This is a genomic window from Gemmobacter aquatilis (genome assembly GCF_900110025.1).
Lineage (GTDB): Bacteria > Pseudomonadota > Alphaproteobacteria > Rhodobacterales > Rhodobacteraceae > Gemmobacter > Gemmobacter aquatilis.
The window spans coordinates 1-20,424 of the sequence record NZ_FOCE01000007.1; the positions used below are offsets into that span (position 1 = coordinate 1).

Consider the following 20,424-nt stretch of genomic DNA (forward strand, 5'->3'; position numbering starts at 1 on the left):
TTTCGGGGGATTTCATCAGGGTCCAGTCGATCATGCGACCACCTCCGGGGTATAGCTGGGCAGAGCCACCGGGCCGTCTTCGGTGACATGGATCGGGGCGGGATGGATCACCTCCTCGGCCTCGGGCGGCGCGGGCCAGGGGAGGATTACCGGCTGCTGAGCTTCTTGCGTGAGATTGACGACGACCAGATCATTATTCTCGTGTCCAAGCTTGACCGCCACCGGCAGGACGATGGTGGCCAGCCAGCGCGCGCGATCCAAAGAACCGCTTCGACGAACAGCCGTGGATCGGGGCCGGTGCGCCCGGGATCGCACTCCCGGCCAAGACAATGCGGAGCGATGGCAGCCCACTGAGTGTCGGTCAGAACGGTGCGGATCAAGCTTGCCTCCCCTGTTGGCAAGCTTGAATCAGACAGAGGCCGATTTGGGAATCCTCAAACATAAACAGACCCTAGTTCATTTGCGCTCGACCAGTAGGTAAGGTCTTGCCTCTCTCGACTCGAAAAGTTCCACTGTCATAACCGCCCTTCCTTGTTCGCCAGACGAAACAACCTAGGCGAAAAGTTGGGTTCCACGGCGTTGGCGGCCTCGATCTCGTCCCGCGCCTTGTCCCGTCTTTTTCGGGCCCCGGCGAAGCGCGGCCCTGTTCGCAAATGGGCAGGCCCGGTTTCGGACGCCCCCAACACTTGACCTTTGCCCTGACGCCACCGCGCAACGCAACCGTGAAGCATCATTCACAGCAGACATAGCTTTGTCAGGAAGGGGTAGTGCAAGTTCGCCCTAAAACGCAGCGTGACACAAGCGTTTCACTAAACAATGCATACAACGTGCGATGCCTGAATGGGGGAAGAGATGGGGGACTAAAAATCCAAGAGCCGCCCATTTTTCTGAAATATCATTAACTTACGTGTCAGGTCTGGTGGAGCAGAGGGGGATCGAACCCCTGACCTCGTCATTGCGAACGACGCGCTCTCCCAACTGAGCTACTGCCCCTCGACCTGACGGCTGTTTCGCCGATGGCGGTGGGATTGTCAAGGGTGCTCGACGTTTTTGCGCAAGGCGGATGGTGAAGCGGAAGCAGCGCGCAAGTACCTGCAGACTAACAAGGATTCACGCCCACCACCGCGAACGATGGTGGGCGTGAATGGGGCAGCGCACAGACCGCGCCCTTGAACGGCTCAGACAGAGGCCGGGGCGTTCTGGCGCACGAACGCAATGATGTCGGCGGCGGGGCGGGCACCAGCCAGCCGGGCCACTTCGCGGCCACGATGATAGAGCACCAACGCCGGGATACCTTGAATCCGGGCACGCCCGGCGATGTCGGGGTGATCTTGCGTGTTCAGCTTGGCCAAGCGTGCCTGGGGCGCCAAAGCCTTGGCCGCTTTGGAAAATTCCGGTGCCATCATCCGGCAGGGGCCGCACCAGGGCGCCCAGTAATCCACCAGCAGCGGCAATTCGTCACCGCGTATGGCCTTGTCATGGCCCGGCCCGTCCAACTCATGCACCCGGCCATCCAGCAGCGGCTCACCGCAGGATCCGCATTTCGGCGCCTCGGCCAGTCGCGCGCGGGGCACGCGGTTCATCTGGCCACAAGTCGCGCAGGTCAGTTTCACGGCATCGCTCATCGCACCCTCCAACACATTCTGTTACGCGAATATATTGGGATGTAAGCGCCGCGCCGCAAGGGGCTAGATCCCCGCGAAGGCGATCCCGTAGGCCAGCGCCCCGCCCAAGGTTGCCAGCACGACCGAGCGCTGCCAGACCCACAGCCCCAGCACCGCTGCACAGCCGATCCACAGCGGGCCCTGATCCATCAGTGGCCCGCGCAACAGCGGCAGGACCGAGGCCACAAACAGCGTGGCAATTGCGGCAGGCCCGGTGGCCGCCAGCAGGCGCGACAGCCAGCCGTGCGGCGCCAGCCCCGAAAGATCGAAGCGCAGCGGCAGATACCGGAAGGCCCAGGTCGCCGCACCGACCATGAGCGCCAGCGCCACAACGTCGGCCCTCATCGCGCCCTCCGCGCCAGCCCGGACAGTGCGCCCGCGATCATCCCCGCCAGAATCCCGGTGGTGGCCGATCCGGCCAGGGTCACAGCCACCGTCACCGCGCCCGCCACCGCGATCACCGGCAGGTGCGCCCGCGTCAGGATCGACAGCAGCAACGCCAGAAACAAGGCGGTGAGCATGAAGCCCAGCCCCGCCTCCACCGCAGGATAGCCCGCCAGCGCGCCACCCCCGGCCAAGGCCCCCGCCAACGTGCCCGAGACCCAGGCCGCATAGGCGCCAAGACCCAGGCCGAGCATGAACGGCTCGGAAAACCGCGCCCTGCCACGGGCCATTTCACCCAGCGCCGCGCCGAACACCTCGTCCGTCAGGCCAAAGGCCCAGACCCAGGCGCGCCGCGTGCTGGCCCCCTGCCCCGCCAGCTTCAGCAGCGCCGGTCCATAGATCAGATGGCGCAGCCCCATGGCGATCAGCGTGAAGGCCGCCACCAGCAACGGCGCCCCGCCCGCCACCAGCGCCACCGCCAGAAACTGCGCCGCCCCCGAATAGATGATGACCGAAAACACCATCGCCTCGCCCGCGCTCAACCCGGCATGGGTCGCCCCCACGCCGAAGGAAAACGCGATGGGAAAATAGCCAAGCGCAATCGGCAGCGCGGCAAGGATTCCGTCCAGAAAAGGGGGGCGTGACTGTGGCATGGCGGGGTGCTAACGCGCGGCGCAGGCCCGGTCAATCCATATGCAGGCATACAAATGGCAGGGGCGCCCGCAGGCGCCCCCCCCCCTCTGTCATTCTGCCGCCTCGGCATAGCTTTCGACCGGCGGGCAAATGCAGATCAGGTTGCGGTCGCCATAGACGTTATCCACCCGCCCGACGGGCGGCCAGTATTTGTCCACCCGGAAAGCGCCCGGCGGGAAGCACCCCTGTTCGCGCGGATATTTGCGCGTCCAGTCCGCCACCAGATCTTCCACCGTATGGGGGGCGTGGCGCAGCGGGCTGTCTTCGGCGGCAATCTCGCCCGCCTCTACCGCCTTGATCTCGGCGCGGATGGCCAGAAGGGCCGTGATGAAACGGTCGATCTCGGCCTTGGTCTCGCTTTCGGTCGGTTCCACCATCAGCGTGCCTGCCACCGGCCAGCTCATCGTCGGCGCATGGAAACCGTTGTCGATCAGGCGCTTGGCGATGTCATCCACCGTCACACCGGCTTCGGCGAAGGGCCGCGTGTCGAGGATACATTCATGCGCCACGCGACCGCGGTTGCCCATGAACAGCACCGGATAGGCGCCGCGCAGCCGGGCCGCGATGTAATTGGCGTTCAGGATCGCCACGCGCGTCGCCTGTGTCAGCCCCTCGCCCCCCATCATCAGGCAATAGGCCCAGGAAATCAGCAGGATCGAGGCGCTGCCATAAGGCGCCGCACTCACCGGCCCTTCGGAGCCACCCGTTTCAGGATGCCCCGGCAGATAGGGCGCCAGATGCGCCTTCACGCCAATCGGCCCCATGCCGGGGCCCCCACCGCCATGCGGAATGGCGAAGGTCTTGTGCAGGTTCAGGTGGCTGACATCGCCGCCAATCTCGCCCGGCTTCACCAGCCCGACCATGGCGTTCATGTTCGCGCCGTCGATATAGACCTGCCCGCCATACTGATGGGTGATCGCGCAGATCTCGCGCACGGTTTCCTCGAACACGCCGTGGGTGCTGGGATAGGTGATCATGCAGGCCGCCAGTGTGTCGCCCGCCGCCGCTGCCTTCTCGCGGAAATCCTCCACATCCACGTCGCCATTGGGCGAGGATTTCACCACCACAACCTTCATCCCCGCCATCTGCGCCGAAGCCGGGTTGGTGCCATGGGCGCTGACCGGGATCAGACAGACAGACCGATGCCCCTCGCCCCGCGCGCGGTGATAGGCCTGAATCGTCAGCAGCCCCGCATATTCGCCCTGCGCGCCGCTGTTGGGCTGCATCGACATCGCGTCATAGCCGGTGATCGTGCACAGCTTTTCCGACAGATCGGCAATCGCCTCGGCATAGCCTTCGGCCTGATTGGCGGGCGCGAAGGGATGCAGAGAGCCGAATTCCGGCCAGGTGATCGGCATCATCTCGGCCGCCGCGTTCAGCTTCATGGTGCAAGACCCCAGCGGGATCATCGCCCGGTCCAGCGCCAGATCGCGGTCCGACAGGCGGCGCATGTAGCGCATCATCTCGGATTCCGCGCGGTTCATGTGGAACACCGGATGGGTGAGATAGGGCGTCTGCCGCAGCATCGCTTCGGGGAAGCCCAGATCGCCCGACATTGGCGCCGCCTCGTGGATGCCAAAGGCATCCAGCAGCCGCGTGATCACATCTTCGCCCGTCGTTTCGTCCAAGCTGATGCCCACCCGGTCGCGGCCCACCTTGCGCAGGTTGATGCCGCGATGCCGCGCCGCCGCCATGATGCCTTGCTGGCCCACCCCCACCTCGACGGTGATCGTGTCAAAGAACGCCCCGGGAGCCACCTTCGCCCCCGCCGCCCGCAGCGCCTCGGCCACGCGGACGGTGTTGAAATGCACCCGCTCCGCAATCGCCCGCAAGCCGTTCGGCCCGTGGAACACGGCATAGAAGCTGGCCATCACCGCCAGCAATGCCTGCGCCGTGCAGACGTTGGAGGTGGCCTTTTCGCGCCGGATATGCTGCTCGCGCGTCTGCAACGACAGGCGATACGCCTTGTTGCCCCGCGCGTCGATGGACACCCCGACAATCCGCCCCGGCATCGACCGTTTCAGATCGTCGCGGCACGACATGAAGGCCGCATGCGGCCCGCCATAGCCCATCGGCACACCAAAGCGCTGCGCCGACCCCACGGCGATATCCGCCCCCATCTCGCCCGGCGATTTCAGCAGACACAGCGCCAGAAGATCCGTCGCCACCACGGCAATCGCCTTGGCCTCGTGCAGCGCGTCGATCGCATCGGCGAAATCCGTCACATGACCATAGGTGCCCGGATACTGGAAGATCGCACCGAACACCTCGCCAGGGATCAGCTCTTTCGGCGACCCAACGATCACCTCGATGCCCAGCGGCAGGGCGCGGGTGCGGATCACCTCCACCGTCTGCGGATGGCAGTTGCGGTCCACGAAGAACGCCCGCGCCTTGGATTTCGCGCTGCGCTCGGCCATGGTCATCGCCTCGGCCGCCGCCGTCGCCTCGTCCAGCAGGCTGGCATTGGCCACCGGCAGGCCGGTCAGATCGGCCACCATGGTCTGATAGTTCAGCAGCGCCTCCAGCCGGCCTTGCGCGATTTCCGGCTGATAGGGCGTGTAGGCTGTATACCAGGCCGGGTTTTCCAGAATGTTGCGCTGGATCGCGGGCGGCGTGACCGTCCCGTAATAGCCTTGTCCGATCAGGCTGGTCATCACGCGGTTCTTCGCAGCCACGGCGCGCATCTTCGCCAGCAGCTCATGCTCGGCCAGCGGCGCCCAATCCAGCGGCTCCTCCTGCCGGATCGCGGCGGGGATCGTCTCCTCGATCAGTTGATCAAGGCTTTTCACCCCTACCGCCTTCAGCATCTCGTCCATTTCCGAGGGCGAGGGGCCGATATGGCGGCGGTTGGCGAAATCATAGGGGTTATAGTCGGTCGGCGTGAAACGCATGGCAGCCCATCCCGTGCACCGGGGCCTGCAGGAATTTTCTGCGAAAATTCCTGCCCCCGATTTTTCGCAGAAAAATCGGCTGCTCAGCCGATCAGCTCATTGTACTCGTCTTCATCCATGAAATCGTCGAGCACGCTCAGGTCATCGAGTTTCATCTTGAAGAACCAGCCCGCGCCCAGCGGGTCTTCGTTCACCAGCCCCGGGTTGTCGGCCAGCTTGTCATTCACCTCGACGATCTCGCCATCGACCGGAGCCAGGATGTCCGACGCCGCCTTGACGCTTTCGATCACCACCACCTCATCGCCCGAAGCGACCATGGTTTCCGGCTCGGGCAGTTCGACGAACACCACGTCGCCCAACTGGGTCGCCGCATGTTCGGTGATGCCCACCACCACCACATCGCCCTCGACGCGCAGCCATTCATGTTCCTGGGTGTATTTCATCGTCTTGCCTCAGCGTTTGTAGGTTGTCGGGTTGAACGGCATGGCGGCCACCGTCAGCGGCAGCTTCTTGCCCCGCACCTCGCCTTGCAGCGGGGTGCCAATCTCGGCATGGGCGCGGGCGACATAGCCCATCGCAACCGGCGCCTCGACCGAAGGGCCAAACCCGCCCGAGGTCACGCGGCCGATCGGCGTGTCATCCGGCGCGAACAGATCCACCCCTTCGCGCATCGGCGCCCGGCCTTCGGGACGCAGGCCCACGCGCAGACGCTCTGGCCCTTCGGCCAGTTCGTGCAGGATGCGCGTCGCGCCCGGAAAGCCGCCCGCGCGCGTGCCACCGGCCCGCCGGGCCTTCTGGATCGCCCAGGTCAGCCCCGCCTCGACCGGGCTGGTGCTTTCGTCAATGTCATGGCCATAAAGGCACAGCCCCGCCTCCAGCCGCAGACTGTCACGCGCGCCCAGCCCGATGGCCTCCACCTCGTCCATCGCCAGCAGCGCGCGGGCCAGCCCTTCAACGCCCCCATCGGGCACCGAAATCTCGAACCCGTCTTCGCCGGTATAGCCAGACCGTGAAATCCACAGCGCGCCGAACAGCGTATCGACCACCGCCACATCCATGAAGCGCATCGCCATCACCTGCGGCACCAGCCGCGCCAGCGCCTCCTCGGCCTTCGGCCCCTGCAGTGCCAGAAGCGCCCGGTCGGTGATCGCCACCACCTCGGTCGTGGCCGACAGATGCGCCACCATATGGGCCACATCCGCCACTTTGCAGGCCGCATTCACCACGACGAACAGATGATCGCCCCGGTTGGCGAACATCAGGTCGTCCAGAATACCGCCCGTCTCGTTGGTGAACAGCCCATAGCGCTGGCGGCCCTCGGCCAGACCCAGCACATCGACCGGCATCAGCGCCTCGAAGGCACGTGCGGTCTCCTCATATGTGCCCTTGGGCCGCAGGATCACCTGCCCCATATGGCTGACATCGAACAGGCCAGCGGCGGCGCGGGTGTGAAGATGTTCCTTCATCACCCCCAGCCCGTATTGCACGGGCATTTCATAACCGGCGAAGGGCACCATCTTGCCCCCCAACTCTACATGCAGGTCATGCAGACCCAAGCGCAACAGATCGCTCACGCGCTCTCCCTTTCCGCCGGTCATGCGTCTCCGGCACCGAATGGACAGACCAATCCCTGCCCCACGATGCCCCCTCTGTCCCTACCCTTGCGGGCGCCTGAGATCGTTATCCCTTCGGCGGGCGCGAACGCCACTCTCCAGAGCTTCCTTGTCAGAACGGTCCCTTGCGCCTGAGAGTTTACCGGGGCGGTTGCTCCTTCGGCACCGGCCAAGGGGTTGGACCCCCGCCGGATTCTCCCGATCCTGACGGGGCAAGGGTTAGCCTGCCACCGCGCAGGCTGGCAAGCGAAAAATGCGAAACCGACCGGATGCAACGTAAAACCGACATTCAGAATGTCGCTGCCCGCCTGTCAATCACACGCAACGCCAGAAAAACCGCCAGAATCCCGAAGACGATCCCGCCCACCGCCTGCCCGATCAACACGCCCTGCGGCCCCCAATACATCGCCATCCACAGCGCAAACGGCACCGTGCCCAGCGTATGCCGCCCCCAGTTCACCAGCGTGGACTGGAAGGCCGCCCCAAGGTTGTTGCACAGCGCATTGGCCACGAAGATCAAGGCGTTGAAGAAGAACAGCAGGCTCAGCGGCCCGCAGAACAGATAGACCAGATCACGCGTCAACCCCTGCGCATGGAACAGATCGGCGATCAGCCCCCGGCACAGGAACAGCAGCGCCGACATGGCCAGAATCACCAGCCCCGCAAACAGGATCGCATCCCAGAAACCGCGGCGCACCCGGTCCATCCGCCCCGCCCCCATGTTCTGGCCGATGATCGGCCCGATGGCGCCCGACAGCGCAAAGATCATGCCAAAAGCCACCGGCGTCAGCCGCCCGGCAATCGCCATGCCCGCCACTGCCGCCTCGCCATAGCCCGCCACCATCCGCGTGATCACCGCCTGCCCGACCGGCGTCGCCAGTTGCGTCAGGATCGCCGCACCTGAAATGGCAAACAGCGGTGCCACACCCGCGCGCAGGCTGCGCCCGCTCACCGGCACAAAGCCGCCGCGATGCCTCCAGATCGGCCACAGCGCCATGCCCGCGATCACCGCGCGCGAGCCCCAGCCCGCCAGCGCCGCCCCGGTCAGCCCCAGATCGGCCCACAGGATCAGCACCGGGTCCAGCACCGCCAGCGCAATCGCCCCCCAGACCGTCACCATCATCGCCCGCCGCGCGTCGCCATGGCTGCGCAGGATGCCGCCGCCAATCATCCCGATCATCAGCAAGGGCTGCGAGGGCGTGACCAGCCGCAAATACCACAGCGTTTCCTCTGCCGTGCGCCCCTCGGCCCCCAGCAGGTTCACGATCCCCGGCAGCAGCAGCCAGACCACCGCCGCAAACAGCACCCCGAACAGAGCGCCCAGCAGCAGCCCCTCGGTCGCCCGTTCGCGTGCCAGCGCCATGTCGCGCCCGCCAATCGCCCGCGCCACCAGCGCCGACACCCCGACCGACAGCCCGATTCCGAAGGCGGTGGTGAAGAACAGCACCGCCCCGGCATAGCCGATTGCCGCCGTTTTCACCTCGTCCTGCAACCACGAGATATAGACCATGTTGATCAGATCGACGACGAAGATCGCCATCAGCCCGACCGAGGAGGTCAGCGACATCACCGCCACATGGCGGAACAGATTGCCTTCAACAAACTTCGCCTGCACCATCACACCCGTTCAAAACAGCAAAAGGGGCGTCCCAACGCCCCTTCATCTTGGTTCAAATATCCTCGGGGGGCGGGCCGCAGGCCCGTGGGGGGCAGACAGCCCCCCGTCCGCCCTTACAGCCCGCGCACCACCTGCAGCAGCGGCATCACGTCAGCCATTTCCGGCCCATGCGCCTGCCCGGTCAGCGCCTTGCGCAGCGGCATGAACAGCCCCTTGCCCTTGCGGCCCGTCGCCTCTTTCACCGCTGCCGTCCACTCGCCCCAGGTCTTTTCCGTCCAGGGCTGCGGCGGCAGCATCGCCAGCGCCTGCGCGATGAATTCGCGGTCCTCATCCTCCACCATCGGCTCGGCGCCGTTGCGGAACAGATCCCACCAGCCGGCCAGATCGTCCAGCACGGTGATATTGTCCTTGGCCACCCGCCAGAACGCCGCCGCCTTGTCGGCCGGCACGCCCAGTGCGGCGATGCGATCCGCCACCGCATCCAGCGGCAGGCCCTGCACATAGGCGCGGGTCAGCGGGAACAGGTCTTCGGCGTCAAACTTGGTCGGCGCGGTGCCGAAACTGCCCACCTCGAACCCCTCTGCCAGCTCGTCCAGATCGCTGACCAGCGCCACCGGCTTCGACGACCCCAGCCGCGCCATCAGGCTCAGCAGCGCCGCAGGTTCCACCCCCCGCGCCCGCAGATCGCGCAGCGACAGCGTGCCCAGACGTTTCGACAGCTCTTCCCCCTTCGCGCCGGTCAGCAGCGAGTGGTGGGCAAAGGCGGGCGGCGTGCCACCCATGGCCTCCATGATCTGGATCTGCGTCGCGGTATTGGTCACATGGTCGGCGCCGCGCACGATATGCGTCACGCCCATGTCGATGTCATCCACCGAACTGGCGAAGGTATACAGCACCTGCCCATCGGCGCGGATCAGCACCGGATCGGACACGCTGGCCGCATCAATCGACACCGGGCCGATGATGCCATCCGCCCATTCGATCCGCGTCTGGTTCAGCAGAAAGCGCCAATAGCCCTCGCGCCCCTCGGCCCGCATCTTTGCCTTTTCATCGTCCGACAGATGCAGCGAGGCCCGGTCATAGACCGGCGGCTTGTGCATGTTCAGCTGCTTCTTGCGCTTCAGATCCAGCTCTACCGGGCTTTCAAAGCATTCGTAGAACCGCGCCTTGGCCTTCAGATCCTCGGCTGCCTCACGATACCGCTCCAGCCGCAGCGACTGTTTTTCGATCCGGTCCCAGTGCAGGCCCAGCCATTCCAGATCGCGCATGATGCCATCCGCGTATTCCTGCTTGCTGCGCTCCTGGTCGGTATCGTCAAGCCGCAGGATGAACTGGCCGCCGCTTTTGCGGGCGATCAGATAGTTCATCAGCGCGGTGCGCAGATTGCCGACATGGATATAGCCGGTCGGCGAGGGGGCGAAGCGGGTAATGGTGGTCATGGGCATTCTCCTGAACCCGGCACCTGTCGCACGGGGCGGGCGTTTTGTCCATATCGCGCCCTTTCGCCGCGTGCAGGGCTGGCCTATCCTGCCTGCATGACCCATGCCTCTGCCGCCACCATCGCGCCCGACCTCGCCCTGATCGAACAGCTTGCCCATGCGGCGGTGATGGCCCTGCCCGAACCGTGGCGCAAGGCGGCCACGCATGTCGTGCTGCGGGTTGAGGATTTCGCGCCTCAGGACATTCTGGATGCCATGGAGATCGCCGATCCGTTCGAACTGACCGGGCTTTACGAAGGCACGCCGCTGACCGAGAAATCGGTGATGGATCAGCCGACCGGCCCCGATGTGATCTGGCTGTTCCGTCGCCCGATCCTGGATGAATGGCTGGACCGGGGCGATGTGTCGCTGGGCGAGATGGTGGCGCATGTCATGGTGCATGAACTCGCCCATCATTTCGGCTGGTCGGACGAGGATATTGCCGTGATCGACCCGTGGTGGGAATGACGCATCCGTGATTGGGCGGCACGAAAACCGCGCTACCTTTGGTCACATCAACCGAGGGAGAGCCGCCATGACCGACTTCCGCCTGACCCGCCGCACCGCCTTTCTGGCCGGGGCAAGCCTGCCCTTCGTGGGCGCTCTGGCCCCTGCGGCCCATGCTGCCGCCGGGATGCTGGGCGCCGCGCAGGCGCCGTTCCATCGCTTCAAACTGGGCGATTTCGAGGTGACGGCCCTGTTGGCTGGCACCCGTGTCAGCGACAAACCGCAGGAAACCTTTGGCCTGAACGCCACGCCCGAAGAATTCAAGTCCTTGGCGGAGGACAATTTCCTACCCGCCGACAAGACCCGAAACTTCTTTACCCCGACGCTGGTGAACACCGGCGCAGAGCTGGTGCTGTTCGATACCGGCCTTGCGCCAGAAGGCATCACCGGCGCGCTGGCGGCGGCGGGCTATACCCCCGATCAGGTGGATGTGGTGGTGCTGACCCATATGCACGGCGATCATATCGGCGGTCTTGCGGGGGATGCCGGACCCACTTTTGCCAAGGCCCGCTATGTGACCGGCGCGGTTGAACACAACCACTGGTCGGGCGCCGGGAACGAGGGGTTTGATGCCAAGGTCAGGCCGCTGAACGAAAAAATGGCGATGCTGGACGATGGCGGAACCGTCGCGCCGGGCATCACCGCGCTGGCAGCGTTCGGGCACAGCCCGGGCCATATGGCCTATATGATTGAAAGTGCCGGGAAATCTTTGGTTCTGACCGCCGACACGGTGAACCACTATGTCTTTTCGCTGCAACGCCCCGATTGGGAAGTGCGCTTTGACATGGACAAGGCGCAGGCGGCGGCGACGCGGGGCAAGGTGCTGGGCATGATCGCGGCGGACCGGCTGCCCTTCATCGGCTATCACATGCCCTTCCCCGCGCTGGGGTATCTGGAGCCGAAAGAGGCGGGCTTCCGCTTCGTTCCGGCCAGCTATCAGATGGCGCTGGAGGGTTGAAATGCAAAGGGGCGGCCCGAAAGCCGCCCCTTTTCAACATGTTGCCGGATCAGGCTTTCAGCTTGGCCGCCATTTCGACCAGACGCTTGGCCTGATGGCCGATCGCGGCCTTTTCGTTCTCGCCGAACTCTTTGCCCTGCGTGTGGCTGTAGCCATAAGGGTTGCCGCCTGCGGCAGAGATCGACGCATCGGTGAAGCCCGGTGCCACGATGACCGAGCCCCAGTGCATGAACGTGGTGTAAAGGCCCAGAATCGTTGCCTCTTGCCCGCCATGCGGGTTCTGCGCCGAGGTCATCGCCGACACGGCCTTGTTGGCCAGCTTACCCTGGAACCACACGCCGCCCAGCGTGTCGATGAAGGCGCGCATCTGCGAGCTGGCCTGACCGAAGCGGGTCGGGCTGGAGAACAGATAGGCATCCGCCCATTCCATGTCTGCCGCAGTGGCTACCGGAAGATCCGCAATCTTTTCAGCGGTTTGCTTCCAGGCATCCTGGCTGGCCACCACCGCTTCGGGCGCGGTTTCGGCGACGCGCAGCAGGCGCACTTCGGCACCGGCGGCGGTGGCGGCTTCGGCGGCGAGTTTGGCCATTTCGTAGTTGGTGGAGTAGGTGGAGTAGAAGATGACGGCGAGTTTGACAGCGGACATTTGAGATTTTCCTAACGCAGCGGGTGGGAGTGGATGCAGCCCGTTCCGGGGCCTGTGAGGGGAAACTAGGCTTGGGGGGGATTCGGTTCCATTCGGCACCGGCGCGAATGACTTGTGCAGCCATGCACAATGCGGCGATGCGGCGTTAGCGCCCGCATTGCAGGATGGCGCGGGCTCTGGCACTCTGCCTGCGAAAGGTGCCCGATGACCCCGATCCTGACCCTGACGCTGAACCCCGCGCTGGACCTTGCGACCCAGACCGCCGAGGTGATCCCCGGCCCCAAGCTGCGCTGCACGGCGCCGCGCGTCGATCCGGGCGGCGGCGGCATCAATGTGGCCCGCGCGATCCGCATTCTGGGCGGCACGGCGCGGGCGCTGGTGGCGCTGGGCGGCACCACCGGGCAGCGGCTGGCGCAGGCCCTGAAGGCCGAGGGCATCGCCCATACCTCGATCGCGGCCCCGGGCGAGACGCGCGAAAGCTTTGCGGTGACCGAAACCAACAGCGGACAACAGTTCCGTTTCGTGCTGCCCGGCGCGGAATGGGCGCGGGTGGATATAGATCATCTACTTGAAATGACGCGACAAACCGTGCCGGAAGGCGCGTTTGTGGTGATGAGCGGCAGCCAGCCGCCCGGCGTGCCTGCCCGCTTTGCCGCGGCGGTGCAGGCGGCGCTGCCGCAGGGCGCGCGGCTGGTGCTGGACACGTCAGGCCCGGCGCTTCATGCGGTGGTGGATCAGCCGATCCCCGGCCTTGCCCTGCTGCGGATGGATGATGCCGAGGCGGAGGAGCTGGCCGGGCGGCGCTTTGCCGACCGGCGCGATGCTGCGGATTTCGCGGCGGGGCTGGTGGCGCGTGGCGTGGCGCAGAGGGTGATCGTGGCGCGGGGGGCCGAAGGGTCGGTTCTGGCGGATGGCGCGGGGCGGCTGTTCGGCGCGGCGCCCCGGGTCGAGGTGGTCAGCGCGGTCGGCGCAGGGGATACGTTCGTGGGGGCGCTGGTGCTGGCGCTGGCAAGGGGAGAACCGCGCGACTGTGCATTGGCGCAGGGTGTGGCGGCAGCGGCGGCGGCCTGCATCACCCCGGCAACCGAGTTGTGCCATGCCGAGGATGTGGTCCGGCTGTTAACACAGGTTAACGTCGAAACGCTGTAAAATTAACACTTTCAGGGGGGTGACATCGGTACACCCCCTGTCGGCCTTCGGTGCTGCCCGCGTCGGACGGTTCAGCCGCGCGGCGCGAACAGGATGACGGCGGTTCCGGCCAGTGCGAGGGCGGCGCCCAGCAGATCAAACCTGTCGGGGCGCATCCCTTCGGCGGCCCACATCCAGATCAGGCTGGCCACGATATAGATGCCGCCATAGGCGGCAAAGCTGCGGCCCGCCGCCTCGGGTGGGGTCAGCGCCAGCAGGAAGGCGAAAGCGGCCAGCGACAGCCCGCCCGGCAGCAGCCAGAGCGCCGAGGCCCCGGCCCGCCACCACATCCAGACGGCGAAACAGCCCGCGATTTCGGCGGCGGCGGCGAGGGCGTAAAGCGCAAGCGTCACGACGGGTCGCGGAAACGGTTGGCGATGGGATAGCGGCGGTCCAGCCAGAAGGCGCGCGGGGTCAGGCGGGTGCCGGGGGCGGACTGGAAGCGCTTGTATTCGGAGATGTAGAGCAGGTGTTCCACCCGCTTCACCGTGGCGCGATCAAAGCCCTTGGCGACCAGATCGGCCACCGAGAGTTCGTGATCGACCAGCCCTTCGAGGATGGCATCCAGCACCTCATAGGGCGGCAGGCTGTCATCGTCGCGCTGGTTGGGGCGCAGTTCGGCGGTGGGGGGTTTGGTGATGACGCGTTCGGGGATCACGGCACCTGCGGGGCCCTTCATCCACGGGCGGTGATGGTCGTTGCGCCAGCGGCAGGTTTCAAAGACGCGGGTTTTATACATGTCCTTGATCGGGTTATAGCCGCCATTCATGTCGCCATAGATGGTGCAATAGCCCACCGCGACCTCGGACTTGTTGCCAGTGGTCAGCAGCATCGCGCCGAATTTGTTGGACAGCGCCATGAGCATGACGCCGCGCAGGCGCGACTGGATGTTTTCTTCGGTGATGCCGGGCTCGGTGCCTGCAAACAGCGGCGCCAGCGCCGCGCCCACCGCCGCCTGTGCGCCGCCGATCGGCACGGTATCAAGGCGGCAGCCAAGATTGCGCGCCACCTCGCCCGCATCCTCCAGCGAATGTTCGGAGGTATAGGCCGAGGGCAGCATCAAGCAATGCACGTTGTCCGGCCCCAGCGCATCGGCGGCGATGGTGGCGACGATGGCGGAATCAATCCCGCCCGACAGGCCCAGCACGACCTTGGTGAAGCCGGTTTTCGCCATGTAATCGGCCAGACCCATGACGCAGGCGCGGTAATCCGCCTCCCAGATCTTCGGGATTTCGGCCATCAGGCCGGGTTCGGCGCGCCAGCCTTCGGCGGTGCGGGTGAAATCGACATGGGTCAGGCAGGCATCGAATTGCGGCATCTGCACCGCCAGTTGCCCGCCGGGGTTCAGCACCATCGACGAGCCGTCGAACACCTGATCATCCTGCCCGCCGACCATGTTCAGATAGACCAGCGGCAGCCCGGTTTCGACCACGCGGGCCACCATCAGGTTCAGCCGCAGGTCGGGCTTGCCGCGATGATAGGGCGAGCCATTGGGCACCAGCAGGATCTCGGCCCCGGTTTCGGCCAGGGTTTCGGTGACATCGGGGTGCCAGGCATCCTCGCAGATCGGGGTGCCGATGCGGATTGGGCCGACGCGGTAGGGGCCGTTCACCTCGGCCGCCGTAAACAGGCGCTTTTCGTCGAAGACATCGCTGTTGGGCAGATGGTGTTTCAGCACCGTGGCGGTGATCGCCCCGCCTTGCAGGATGTAATAGGCATTGTGCAGCGTCAGGCCCGACAGCGCCGGGCCGCCGATGCCGATGGCCGGGCCGTCGGCGCAATCGCGCGCAAGCTGTTCGATGGCGGCGATGGCCTCGCGCACGAAGACCGGCTTCAGGATCAGATCCTGGGTCTGGTAGCCGGTGATGAACATCTCTGTCAGCGCCAGCATGTCGGCGCCTGCGGCCTTGGCCTGTGCCCAGGCCTCGCGGGCCTGCGCGGCATTGGCGGTGATGGCGCCCACCGTGGGGTTGAGCTGCGCAAGGGTGAGGCGGAAACGGTCTGCCATAGGCGGGCTCTCCGGCTGGGGCGGGAGCGGCGTCCCGAGGATTTGTCTTGCTTTCTAGCAGACTGACGGCCAAGGAAAAGGCAGAAGCTTCAGCGGGTCGCGGGGGATTGGGTCATGCGCAAGGTGGTGGGACGGGCGGTCATCGGGGTGGCGCTGGCGGGGCTTGTGGCCAGTGCGCAGGCGCAGGAGACCGCGGGCGCGGTGGTGACCAAGCAGTATGATGACGGATCTGTCTATGAGGGCACGTTCCGCGACGGGGTGCAGAACGGCACGGGCACCTACCGGCTGCCCAATGGCTATGAATACAGCGGCGCATGGGTGGCGGGCGAGATCCGCGGCCAGGGCGTGGCGCGCTATCCTGACGGATCGGTCTATGAGGGGGATTTTCTGGGCGGCAAGCCTTACGGGCGCGGCAAGATCACCTATGCGGATGGCGGCAGCTATGAGGGCGACTGGGTGGATGGCCAGATCACCGGCGATGGCGTGGCGCGCTATGCGGATGGATCGGTCTATGACGGGCAGTTCGAGGCGGCGGTGCATCAGGGCCAGGGCAAGCTGACCTCGCCGGGTGGCGCGGTGTATGAGGGCGGCTGGGTCGCCGGGCTGAAGGAGGGGGCGGGGGTGTTCCGCTATCCCGACGGCACGGTCTATGAGGGCGGCATGAAGGCCGGGCTGCGGGCGGGCAAGGGCAAGCTGACCCTGCCGGACGGGCTGATCTATGACGGCGACTGGGCCGAGGGGCAGATCAACGGGCAAGGCAAGCTGACGCAGCCGAATGGCGATGTGTATGAGGGCGGCTTTGTCGGCGGCGAGCGGCAGGGCCAGGGCCGGATGACCTACAAGACCGGTGCGGTTTATGAGGGCGGCTTTGCCGGCGATGCGCGGGCGGGCAAGGGCAGCTTCCGGGCGCCGGATGGCTATGCTTACACCGGCGACTGGGTGGCGGGCCGGATGGAGGGCATGGGCAAGCTGACCTATGCCGATGGCGCGGTCTATGAGGGCGCGTTCAAGGCCGATCTGCCCGAGGGGCGCGGCAAGATCACCTATCGCGACGGCGCGGGCTATGAGGGCACTTGGGTGGCGGGGCGGATCGAGGGCAAGGGCCGCGCCAGCTATGCCGATGGTGCGGTGTATGACGGCGCTTTCGTGAATGGCGAGGCGACGGGGCAAGGCGTGCTGACCCGGCCCGACGGCTATCGCTATGAGGGCACCTGGACGGCGGGCAAGCGCACCGGCAAGGGCAAGGCGACCTACCCCGATGGCAGCACATATTCCGGCGATTTTGTCGATGGGGTGCGGCAGGGCACGGGCGCGTTCGTGATGGGCGACGGGTTCCGCTATGTCGGCCAATGGGACAAGGGCGAGATGACCGGCAAGGGCATCGCCACCTATGCCAATGGCGATGTGTATGAGGGCGCGTTCGTGGCGGGCAAGCGGCAGGGCGCGGGGGTGCTGCGCTATGCCGATGGCAAGGAAAGCGCGGGCACCTGGCTGAACGGGATTCTGGTGGAAGCGCCGCCCGTGCCGGAGGGGGCCGCCGCCCCGGCCCCGGCTGCCCCCGGAGCAGCGGCTGCCCCGGCTGAGGCCCCTGCCCCGGCGAATCCGCCCCCGGCGGCAGACGCACCTGCCGCAGCGACGCCCGCCCCGGTGGAGACCGCGCCCAAGCCCTGATCCCGGGGTGCGCGGGGCCGGTCTGGCCCCGGCCGTTTTCGAGGGATCGGTGCCCCCGATGGTCAACGCAAGGTGGTCAATTGCGGGTGACGCGGGCGATCACCTCCAGCAAGCGCTGGCGCGAGAAGGGTTTGCTGACGTGATCGGCAAAGCCTGCGGCCAGATATTCGGCCACCTGATGGCGCATCGCATTGGCGGTGATCGCCACGGCGGGCGGCATGGCCCGGCCCCGCGCCGCATGATCGGCGCGGATGGCGCGCAGGGCGGCGATGCCGTCCACGGTTGGCATCGAGATGTCGAGCAACAGCAGGTTGAAATCATCGCGCGCCGCAGCAAGGATCGCCTCGCGCCCGTCGCCGACCAGCGCCACCCCGGCGCCGCTGCGCGCCAGCATCGCGGCGAGGATTTTGCGGTTGGTGGCATTGTCATCGGCGGCGAGGATGCGCAGCCCGGCCAGATCTTCGGGCGGTGGATCGGGTTCGGGCGGCGGGGTGGTCAGCATCGCCTCCTCGGCTTCGGGCAGCGGCAGGGTGATGCGGATGCGGGTGCCAAAGCCGGGCTGCGACAGGGCCGAAATCTCGCCCCGCATCATCTCGACCAGTTTCTTCACGATGGACATGCCCAGCCCGGTGCCGCCAAAGCGCCGCGTCACCGTGGCATCGGCCTGCTGAAAATCCTCGAACATCCGCGCCAGTTGGTCCGGCGTCATGCCGATGCCGGTATCCATAACGTCAATGAGCATCGGCCGCCCGGCCGGACAGGTGAGCAGCACGCGAATCTCGCCCGTCTCGGTGAACTTGATGGCATTGCCCAGCAGGTTGTGCAGGATCTGCGCGATGCGATGCGGATCGCCCAGCCGCAGCCGCGCGGCATCGGCGCTGGCGAGAATGGCGAAGGACAGGCCCTTTTCCTGCGCGCGCAGCGAATGTAGCGCCTCGACCCGCGCCACGATGTCGGCAGGGCGGAAGGGCACCGCCTCCAGCTCCAGCTTGCCGGCGTCGATCTTGCTGAGATCGAGAATGTCGTTCAGCACCCGCAGCAGCATTTCACCGGAATCGCGGATGGTGGCGATCATGTGCCGGTGTTCGGCATCGGTCAGCAAGCCGTCGAGCAGTTCGGCCATGCCCAGCACGCCATTCAGCGGCGTGCGGATCTCGTGGCTCATATTGGCGAGGAACATGCTTTTGGCAGCATTCGCCGCCTCGGCCTGCTGGCGCGCGCGATCCAGATCAGCGGTGCGCAGCCGCACCTCGGTTTCCAGATTGCGGGCCTGATCTTCCAGCGCGCGATTGGCCTCGAACAATTCGCGGCTTTTCTGTTCCAGCAGTTGTTCGGCCTCCTCTCGGGCCAGCAGCGCGCGGTCGTATCGTCGGCGCGAGACGGGATCGGTGGGGATGGCGGTCATCAGGTGTAGCGGATGGTGAATTCGGCCCGCGCGGCATCGGGGGTGGAGCGATCTGCGGTGGTGATGCTGGCCGGGGTGCCGAAATGATCGACGCAGCCTTCGATCAGCCCCTGACAGAAGGGCACCAGCGGGCGGGTGGAGCTGTAATCCATGCGCAGCGCATCGGGGGCGAGGCGTTCGGTGGCGAAGGTGGGCAGTTCGGCATTGGGATAGATCTTGCGCACCTCGACATGCACCTCGCCCTCGATCGCCTCCAGCATGGCCAGCACATCGGGTTTGCTGTCGAAAAAGCCGGGGTAATAGGTCTTGAAGGCGTTCATCATCCAATGGCCGAACTGGCGCTGCAATTCGGCGCCGGGCACGGTGGTGGCCTGCGAGAAGGCGCTGACCAGCGCCACCAGATCGGAGCAGGGATAATCGCCGACCGCCGTGAAGGCGCCGCCGGTGGACAGGGGTGTGGCATCCAGCACAGCATCCACCGCCGCCTCCCCCACCAGATCTTCGGCCATTTTCAGAAGTTCGACGAAAACGATGCCCTTCATGCCTGCCCCCTTTTGCTGTCTGACCCAGATCTCGCACGCGAAAGTTAAGGAAGCGCTAGCGGCGTCGGGTTTTCAGCGGCGGCGATCTGGTCTATCGCCACGCGCTTGCCGCAGGAGCCGCCCGTGACCCAAAGCCATGCCACCACCACCGTTGCGCAACTGATCGCCGAGGGGCTGGCCCCGCCCGAGGCGCAGGCGGCGTTGGAGCAGGTGGCAGAGACGTTTCGCATTCGTCTGACACCGCAGATGCGGGCGGTGGCGGGGGCCGAGGGGATCGCGCGGCAGTTCGTGCCGGGGGCGGAGGAGCTGGTGGTGCGGCCCGAGGAACTGGCCGATCCGATTGGCGACCATGCCTTCAGCCCGGCCCCCGGCCTGACCCATCGCTACCCCGACCGGGTGATTCTGGCGGCGACGCAGACCTGCGAGGTCTATTGCCGCTTCTGTTTCCGGCGCGAGACGGTGGGCAGCGATGGCGCCCTGCCCGAGGCCGATCTGGCGCAGGCGCTGGACCATGTGGCGCGGCACCCCGAGATCTGGGAGGTGATCCTGACCGGGGGCGACCCGCTGTCGCTGTCGCCCCGGCGCATCGCGGCGCTGCTGGCGCGGATCGCGGCGATCCCGCATGTGCAGGTGGTGCGCTTTCATACCCGCGTGCCGGTGGTGGCGCCGGAGCGGATCACGCCCGCGCTGATCGAGGCGCTGGAGGTGCGGCCTGCGGTCTATGTGGTGGTGCATTGCAACCACCCCGACGAGCTGACCGAAGCGGCGGGGGACGCGCTGCGGCGGCTGAGCCGGGCGGGGGTGCCGCTGCTGGCGCAGACCGTGCTGCTGCGCGGGGTGAACGACCGGGCGGAGGTGCTGGAGGCGCTGTTTCGCGGGCTGATCGCGCGGCGGGTGAAGCCCTATTACCTGCATCACTGCGATCTGGCCAAGGGCACCGGGCATTTCCGCACCACGCTGGCCGAGGGGCAGGCGCTGATGGCGGCGCTGCGCGGGCGGCTGTCGGGGATCTGCCTGCCGACCTATGTGCTGGACCTGCCGGGCGGCGCGGGCAAGGTGCCGGTCGGGCCGAACTATCTGGCGCCGGGGGACGCGGCGGGCGAACATCTGGTAACGGATTGGCAAGGCGGGGTGCATCGCTACCGCGATCCGGGGTGA

19 protein-coding genes, 1 tRNA gene and 1 riboswitch are annotated in these 20,424 nt (G+C 66.2%); of the genes, 5 read left to right on the forward strand and 15 right to left on the reverse strand.

Going from position 1 to position 20,424, the window contains the following annotated elements; all coding sequences use genetic code 11:
• Positions 1–30 precede the first annotated feature (30 nt).
• The 10 genes from BMX43_RS19830 to gltX form a co-directional block, all read right to left on the reverse strand.
• On the reverse strand, positions 31–261 hold the full coding sequence (locus BMX43_RS19830) for a hypothetical protein (protein WP_217643964.1): 231 nt from the start codon (positions 259–261) through the stop codon (positions 31–33).
• 656 nt (positions 262–917) lie between these two features.
• Positions 918–993, reverse strand: a tRNA-Ala gene (locus tag BMX43_RS12530).
• Between the two features lie 185 nt (positions 994–1,178).
• Positions 1,179–1,625: a thioredoxin domain-containing protein gene (locus tag BMX43_RS12535; protein ID WP_091301900.1), complete on the reverse strand. Its 447-nt coding sequence runs from the start codon at positions 1,623–1,625 to the stop codon at positions 1,179–1,181.
• A gap of 63 nt (positions 1,626–1,688) precedes the next feature.
• A complete protein-coding gene (locus tag BMX43_RS12540; RefSeq protein ID WP_091301902.1) occupies positions 1,689–2,009 on the reverse strand; it encodes an AzlD domain-containing protein in 321 nt (106 codons plus the stop codon).
• Positions 2,006–2,701 (reverse strand): AzlC family ABC transporter permease, encoded by a 696-nt coding sequence (locus BMX43_RS12545; RefSeq protein WP_091301903.1) that lies wholly within the window; start codon positions 2,699–2,701, stop codon positions 2,006–2,008. The genes BMX43_RS12540 and BMX43_RS12545 overlap by 4 nt, the downstream gene beginning before the upstream one ends.
• A gap of 90 nt (positions 2,702–2,791) precedes the next feature.
• Positions 2,792–5,632: an aminomethyl-transferring glycine dehydrogenase gene (gene gcvP, locus BMX43_RS12550; RefSeq protein ID WP_091301906.1), complete on the reverse strand. Its 2,841-nt coding sequence runs from the start codon at positions 5,630–5,632 to the stop codon at positions 2,792–2,794.
• A gap of 83 nt (positions 5,633–5,715) precedes the next feature.
• Positions 5,716–6,075, reverse strand: a complete 360-nt coding sequence (gcvH, locus tag BMX43_RS12555; protein WP_091301908.1) for a glycine cleavage system protein GcvH — start codon at positions 6,073–6,075, stop codon at positions 5,716–5,718.
• A 9-nt stretch (positions 6,076–6,084) separates the two neighbouring features.
• A complete protein-coding gene (gene gcvT, locus BMX43_RS12560; protein ID WP_483863934.1) occupies positions 6,085–7,149 on the reverse strand; it encodes a glycine cleavage system aminomethyltransferase GcvT in 1,065 nt (354 codons plus the stop codon).
• Positions 7,150–7,353: 204 nt separating this feature from the next.
• Positions 7,354–7,456, reverse strand: a riboswitch (glycine riboswitch).
• 78 nt (positions 7,457–7,534) lie between these two features.
• Positions 7,535–8,863 carry an MATE family efflux transporter gene (locus BMX43_RS12565; protein WP_091301912.1) on the reverse strand — a complete coding sequence of 443 codons (1,329 nt, stop codon included), beginning with the start codon at positions 8,861–8,863 and terminating at the stop codon, positions 7,535–7,537.
• A 113-nt stretch (positions 8,864–8,976) separates the two neighbouring features.
• Positions 8,977–10,302, reverse strand: coding sequence for a glutamate--tRNA ligase (gene gltX, locus BMX43_RS12570; protein WP_091301914.1), 1,326 nt, complete (start codon positions 10,300–10,302; stop codon positions 8,977–8,979).
• A gap of 96 nt (positions 10,303–10,398) precedes the next feature.
• Here gltX and BMX43_RS12575 point away from each other — a divergent pair, with 96 nt between their 5' ends.
• The gene (locus BMX43_RS12575; protein ID WP_091301915.1) at positions 10,399–10,809 is read left to right on the forward strand and encodes a metallopeptidase family protein; all 411 of its coding nucleotides are present in this window, start codon (positions 10,399–10,401) and stop codon (positions 10,807–10,809) included.
• 67 nt (positions 10,810–10,876) lie between these two features.
• Positions 10,877–11,806: an MBL fold metallo-hydrolase gene (locus BMX43_RS12580; protein ID WP_091301917.1), complete on the forward strand. Its 930-nt coding sequence runs from the start codon at positions 10,877–10,879 to the stop codon at positions 11,804–11,806.
• A gap of 49 nt (positions 11,807–11,855) precedes the next feature.
• Here BMX43_RS12580 and wrbA read toward each other — a convergent pair whose 3' ends face one another.
• A complete protein-coding gene (gene wrbA / locus BMX43_RS12585; RefSeq protein WP_091301919.1) occupies positions 11,856–12,452 on the reverse strand; it encodes an NAD(P)H:quinone oxidoreductase in 597 nt (198 codons plus the stop codon).
• Between the two features lie 204 nt (positions 12,453–12,656).
• Here wrbA and BMX43_RS12590 point away from each other — a divergent pair, with 204 nt between their 5' ends.
• Complete coding sequence (locus BMX43_RS12590) at positions 12,657–13,601, forward strand: 1-phosphofructokinase family hexose kinase (RefSeq protein WP_091301921.1); 945 nt, start codon at positions 12,657–12,659, stop codon at positions 13,599–13,601.
• A 71-nt stretch (positions 13,602–13,672) separates the two neighbouring features.
• Here the strand turns inward: BMX43_RS12590 and BMX43_RS12595 are convergent, their stop codons facing one another.
• Both BMX43_RS12595 and BMX43_RS12600 read right to left on the reverse strand, forming a co-directional pair.
• On the reverse strand, positions 13,673–13,993 hold the full coding sequence (locus tag BMX43_RS12595) for a YnfA family protein (protein WP_091301924.1): 321 nt from the start codon (positions 13,991–13,993) through the stop codon (positions 13,673–13,675).
• Complete coding sequence (locus BMX43_RS12600) at positions 13,990–15,648, reverse strand: NAD+ synthase (protein ID WP_091301926.1); 1,659 nt, start codon at positions 15,646–15,648, stop codon at positions 13,990–13,992. Before BMX43_RS12600 ends, BMX43_RS12595 begins: the two co-directional genes overlap by 4 nt.
• A gap of 114 nt (positions 15,649–15,762) precedes the next feature.
• On the opposite strand from BMX43_RS12600, the gene BMX43_RS12605 reads away from it, so the two are divergent.
• Positions 15,763–17,319 (forward strand): 2-isopropylmalate synthase, encoded by a 1,557-nt coding sequence (locus tag BMX43_RS12605; RefSeq protein WP_091301928.1) that lies wholly within the window; start codon positions 15,763–15,765, stop codon positions 17,317–17,319.
• A gap of 76 nt (positions 17,320–17,395) precedes the next feature.
• Here BMX43_RS12605 and BMX43_RS12610 read toward each other — a convergent pair whose 3' ends face one another.
• Together BMX43_RS12610 and BMX43_RS12615 are read right to left on the reverse strand one after the other, a co-directional pair.
• Positions 17,396–18,724, reverse strand: coding sequence for an ATP-binding protein (locus BMX43_RS12610; RefSeq protein ID WP_091301930.1), 1,329 nt, complete (start codon positions 18,722–18,724; stop codon positions 17,396–17,398).
• Positions 18,724–19,266 carry a heme NO-binding domain-containing protein gene (locus BMX43_RS12615; protein WP_091301933.1) on the reverse strand — a complete coding sequence of 181 codons (543 nt, stop codon included), beginning with the start codon at positions 19,264–19,266 and terminating at the stop codon, positions 18,724–18,726. The genes BMX43_RS12610 and BMX43_RS12615 overlap by 1 nt, the downstream gene beginning before the upstream one ends.
• A 123-nt stretch (positions 19,267–19,389) precedes the next feature.
• Here BMX43_RS12615 and BMX43_RS12620 point away from each other — a divergent pair, with 123 nt between their 5' ends.
• Positions 19,390–20,424, forward strand: coding sequence for a lysine-2,3-aminomutase-like protein (locus BMX43_RS12620; RefSeq protein ID WP_091302199.1), 1,035 nt, complete (start codon positions 19,390–19,392; stop codon positions 20,422–20,424).

Coding starts and splice junctions, on each gene's coding strand:
- gcvH (WP_091301908.1), bottom strand. CDS start 6,075: ATGAAATACACCCAGGAACATGAATGGCTGCGCGTCGAGGGCGATGTG.
- BMX43_RS12615 (WP_091301933.1), bottom strand. CDS start 19,266: ATGAAGGGCATCGTTTTCGTCGAACTTCTGAAAATGGCCGAAGATCTG.
- BMX43_RS12590 (WP_091301921.1), top strand. CDS start 12,657: ATGACCCCGATCCTGACCCTGACGCTGAACCCCGCGCTGGACCTTGCG.
- BMX43_RS12535 (WP_091301900.1), bottom strand. CDS start 1,625: ATGAGCGATGCCGTGAAACTGACCTGCGCGACTTGTGGCCAGATGAAC.
- gcvP (WP_091301906.1), bottom strand. CDS start 5,632: ATGCGTTTCACGCCGACCGACTATAACCCCTATGATTTCGCCAACCGC.
- BMX43_RS12575 (WP_091301915.1), top strand. CDS start 10,399: ATGACCCATGCCTCTGCCGCCACCATCGCGCCCGACCTCGCCCTGATC.
- BMX43_RS12565 (WP_091301912.1), bottom strand. CDS start 8,863: ATGGTGCAGGCGAAGTTTGTTGAAGGCAATCTGTTCCGCCATGTGGCG.
- BMX43_RS12545 (WP_091301903.1), bottom strand. CDS start 2,701: ATGCCACAGTCACGCCCCCCTTTTCTGGACGGAATCCTTGCCGCGCTG.
- BMX43_RS12580 (WP_091301917.1), top strand. CDS start 10,877: ATGACCGACTTCCGCCTGACCCGCCGCACCGCCTTTCTGGCCGGGGCA.
- gltX (WP_091301914.1), bottom strand. CDS start 10,302: ATGACCACCATTACCCGCTTCGCCCCCTCGCCGACCGGCTATATCCAT.
- BMX43_RS12610 (WP_091301930.1), bottom strand. CDS start 18,724: ATGACCGCCATCCCCACCGATCCCGTCTCGCGCCGACGATACGACCGC.
- wrbA (WP_091301919.1), bottom strand. CDS start 12,452: ATGTCCGCTGTCAAACTCGCCGTCATCTTCTACTCCACCTACTCCACC.
- gcvT (WP_483863934.1), bottom strand. CDS start 7,149: ATGGTGCCCTTCGCCGGTTATGAAATGCCCGTGCAATACGGGCTGGGG.
- BMX43_RS12540 (WP_091301902.1), bottom strand. CDS start 2,009: ATGAGGGCCGACGTTGTGGCGCTGGCGCTCATGGTCGGTGCGGCGACC.
- BMX43_RS12605 (WP_091301928.1), top strand. CDS start 15,763: ATGCGCAAGGTGGTGGGACGGGCGGTCATCGGGGTGGCGCTGGCGGGG.
- BMX43_RS12600 (WP_091301926.1), bottom strand. CDS start 15,648: ATGGCAGACCGTTTCCGCCTCACCCTTGCGCAGCTCAACCCCACGGTG.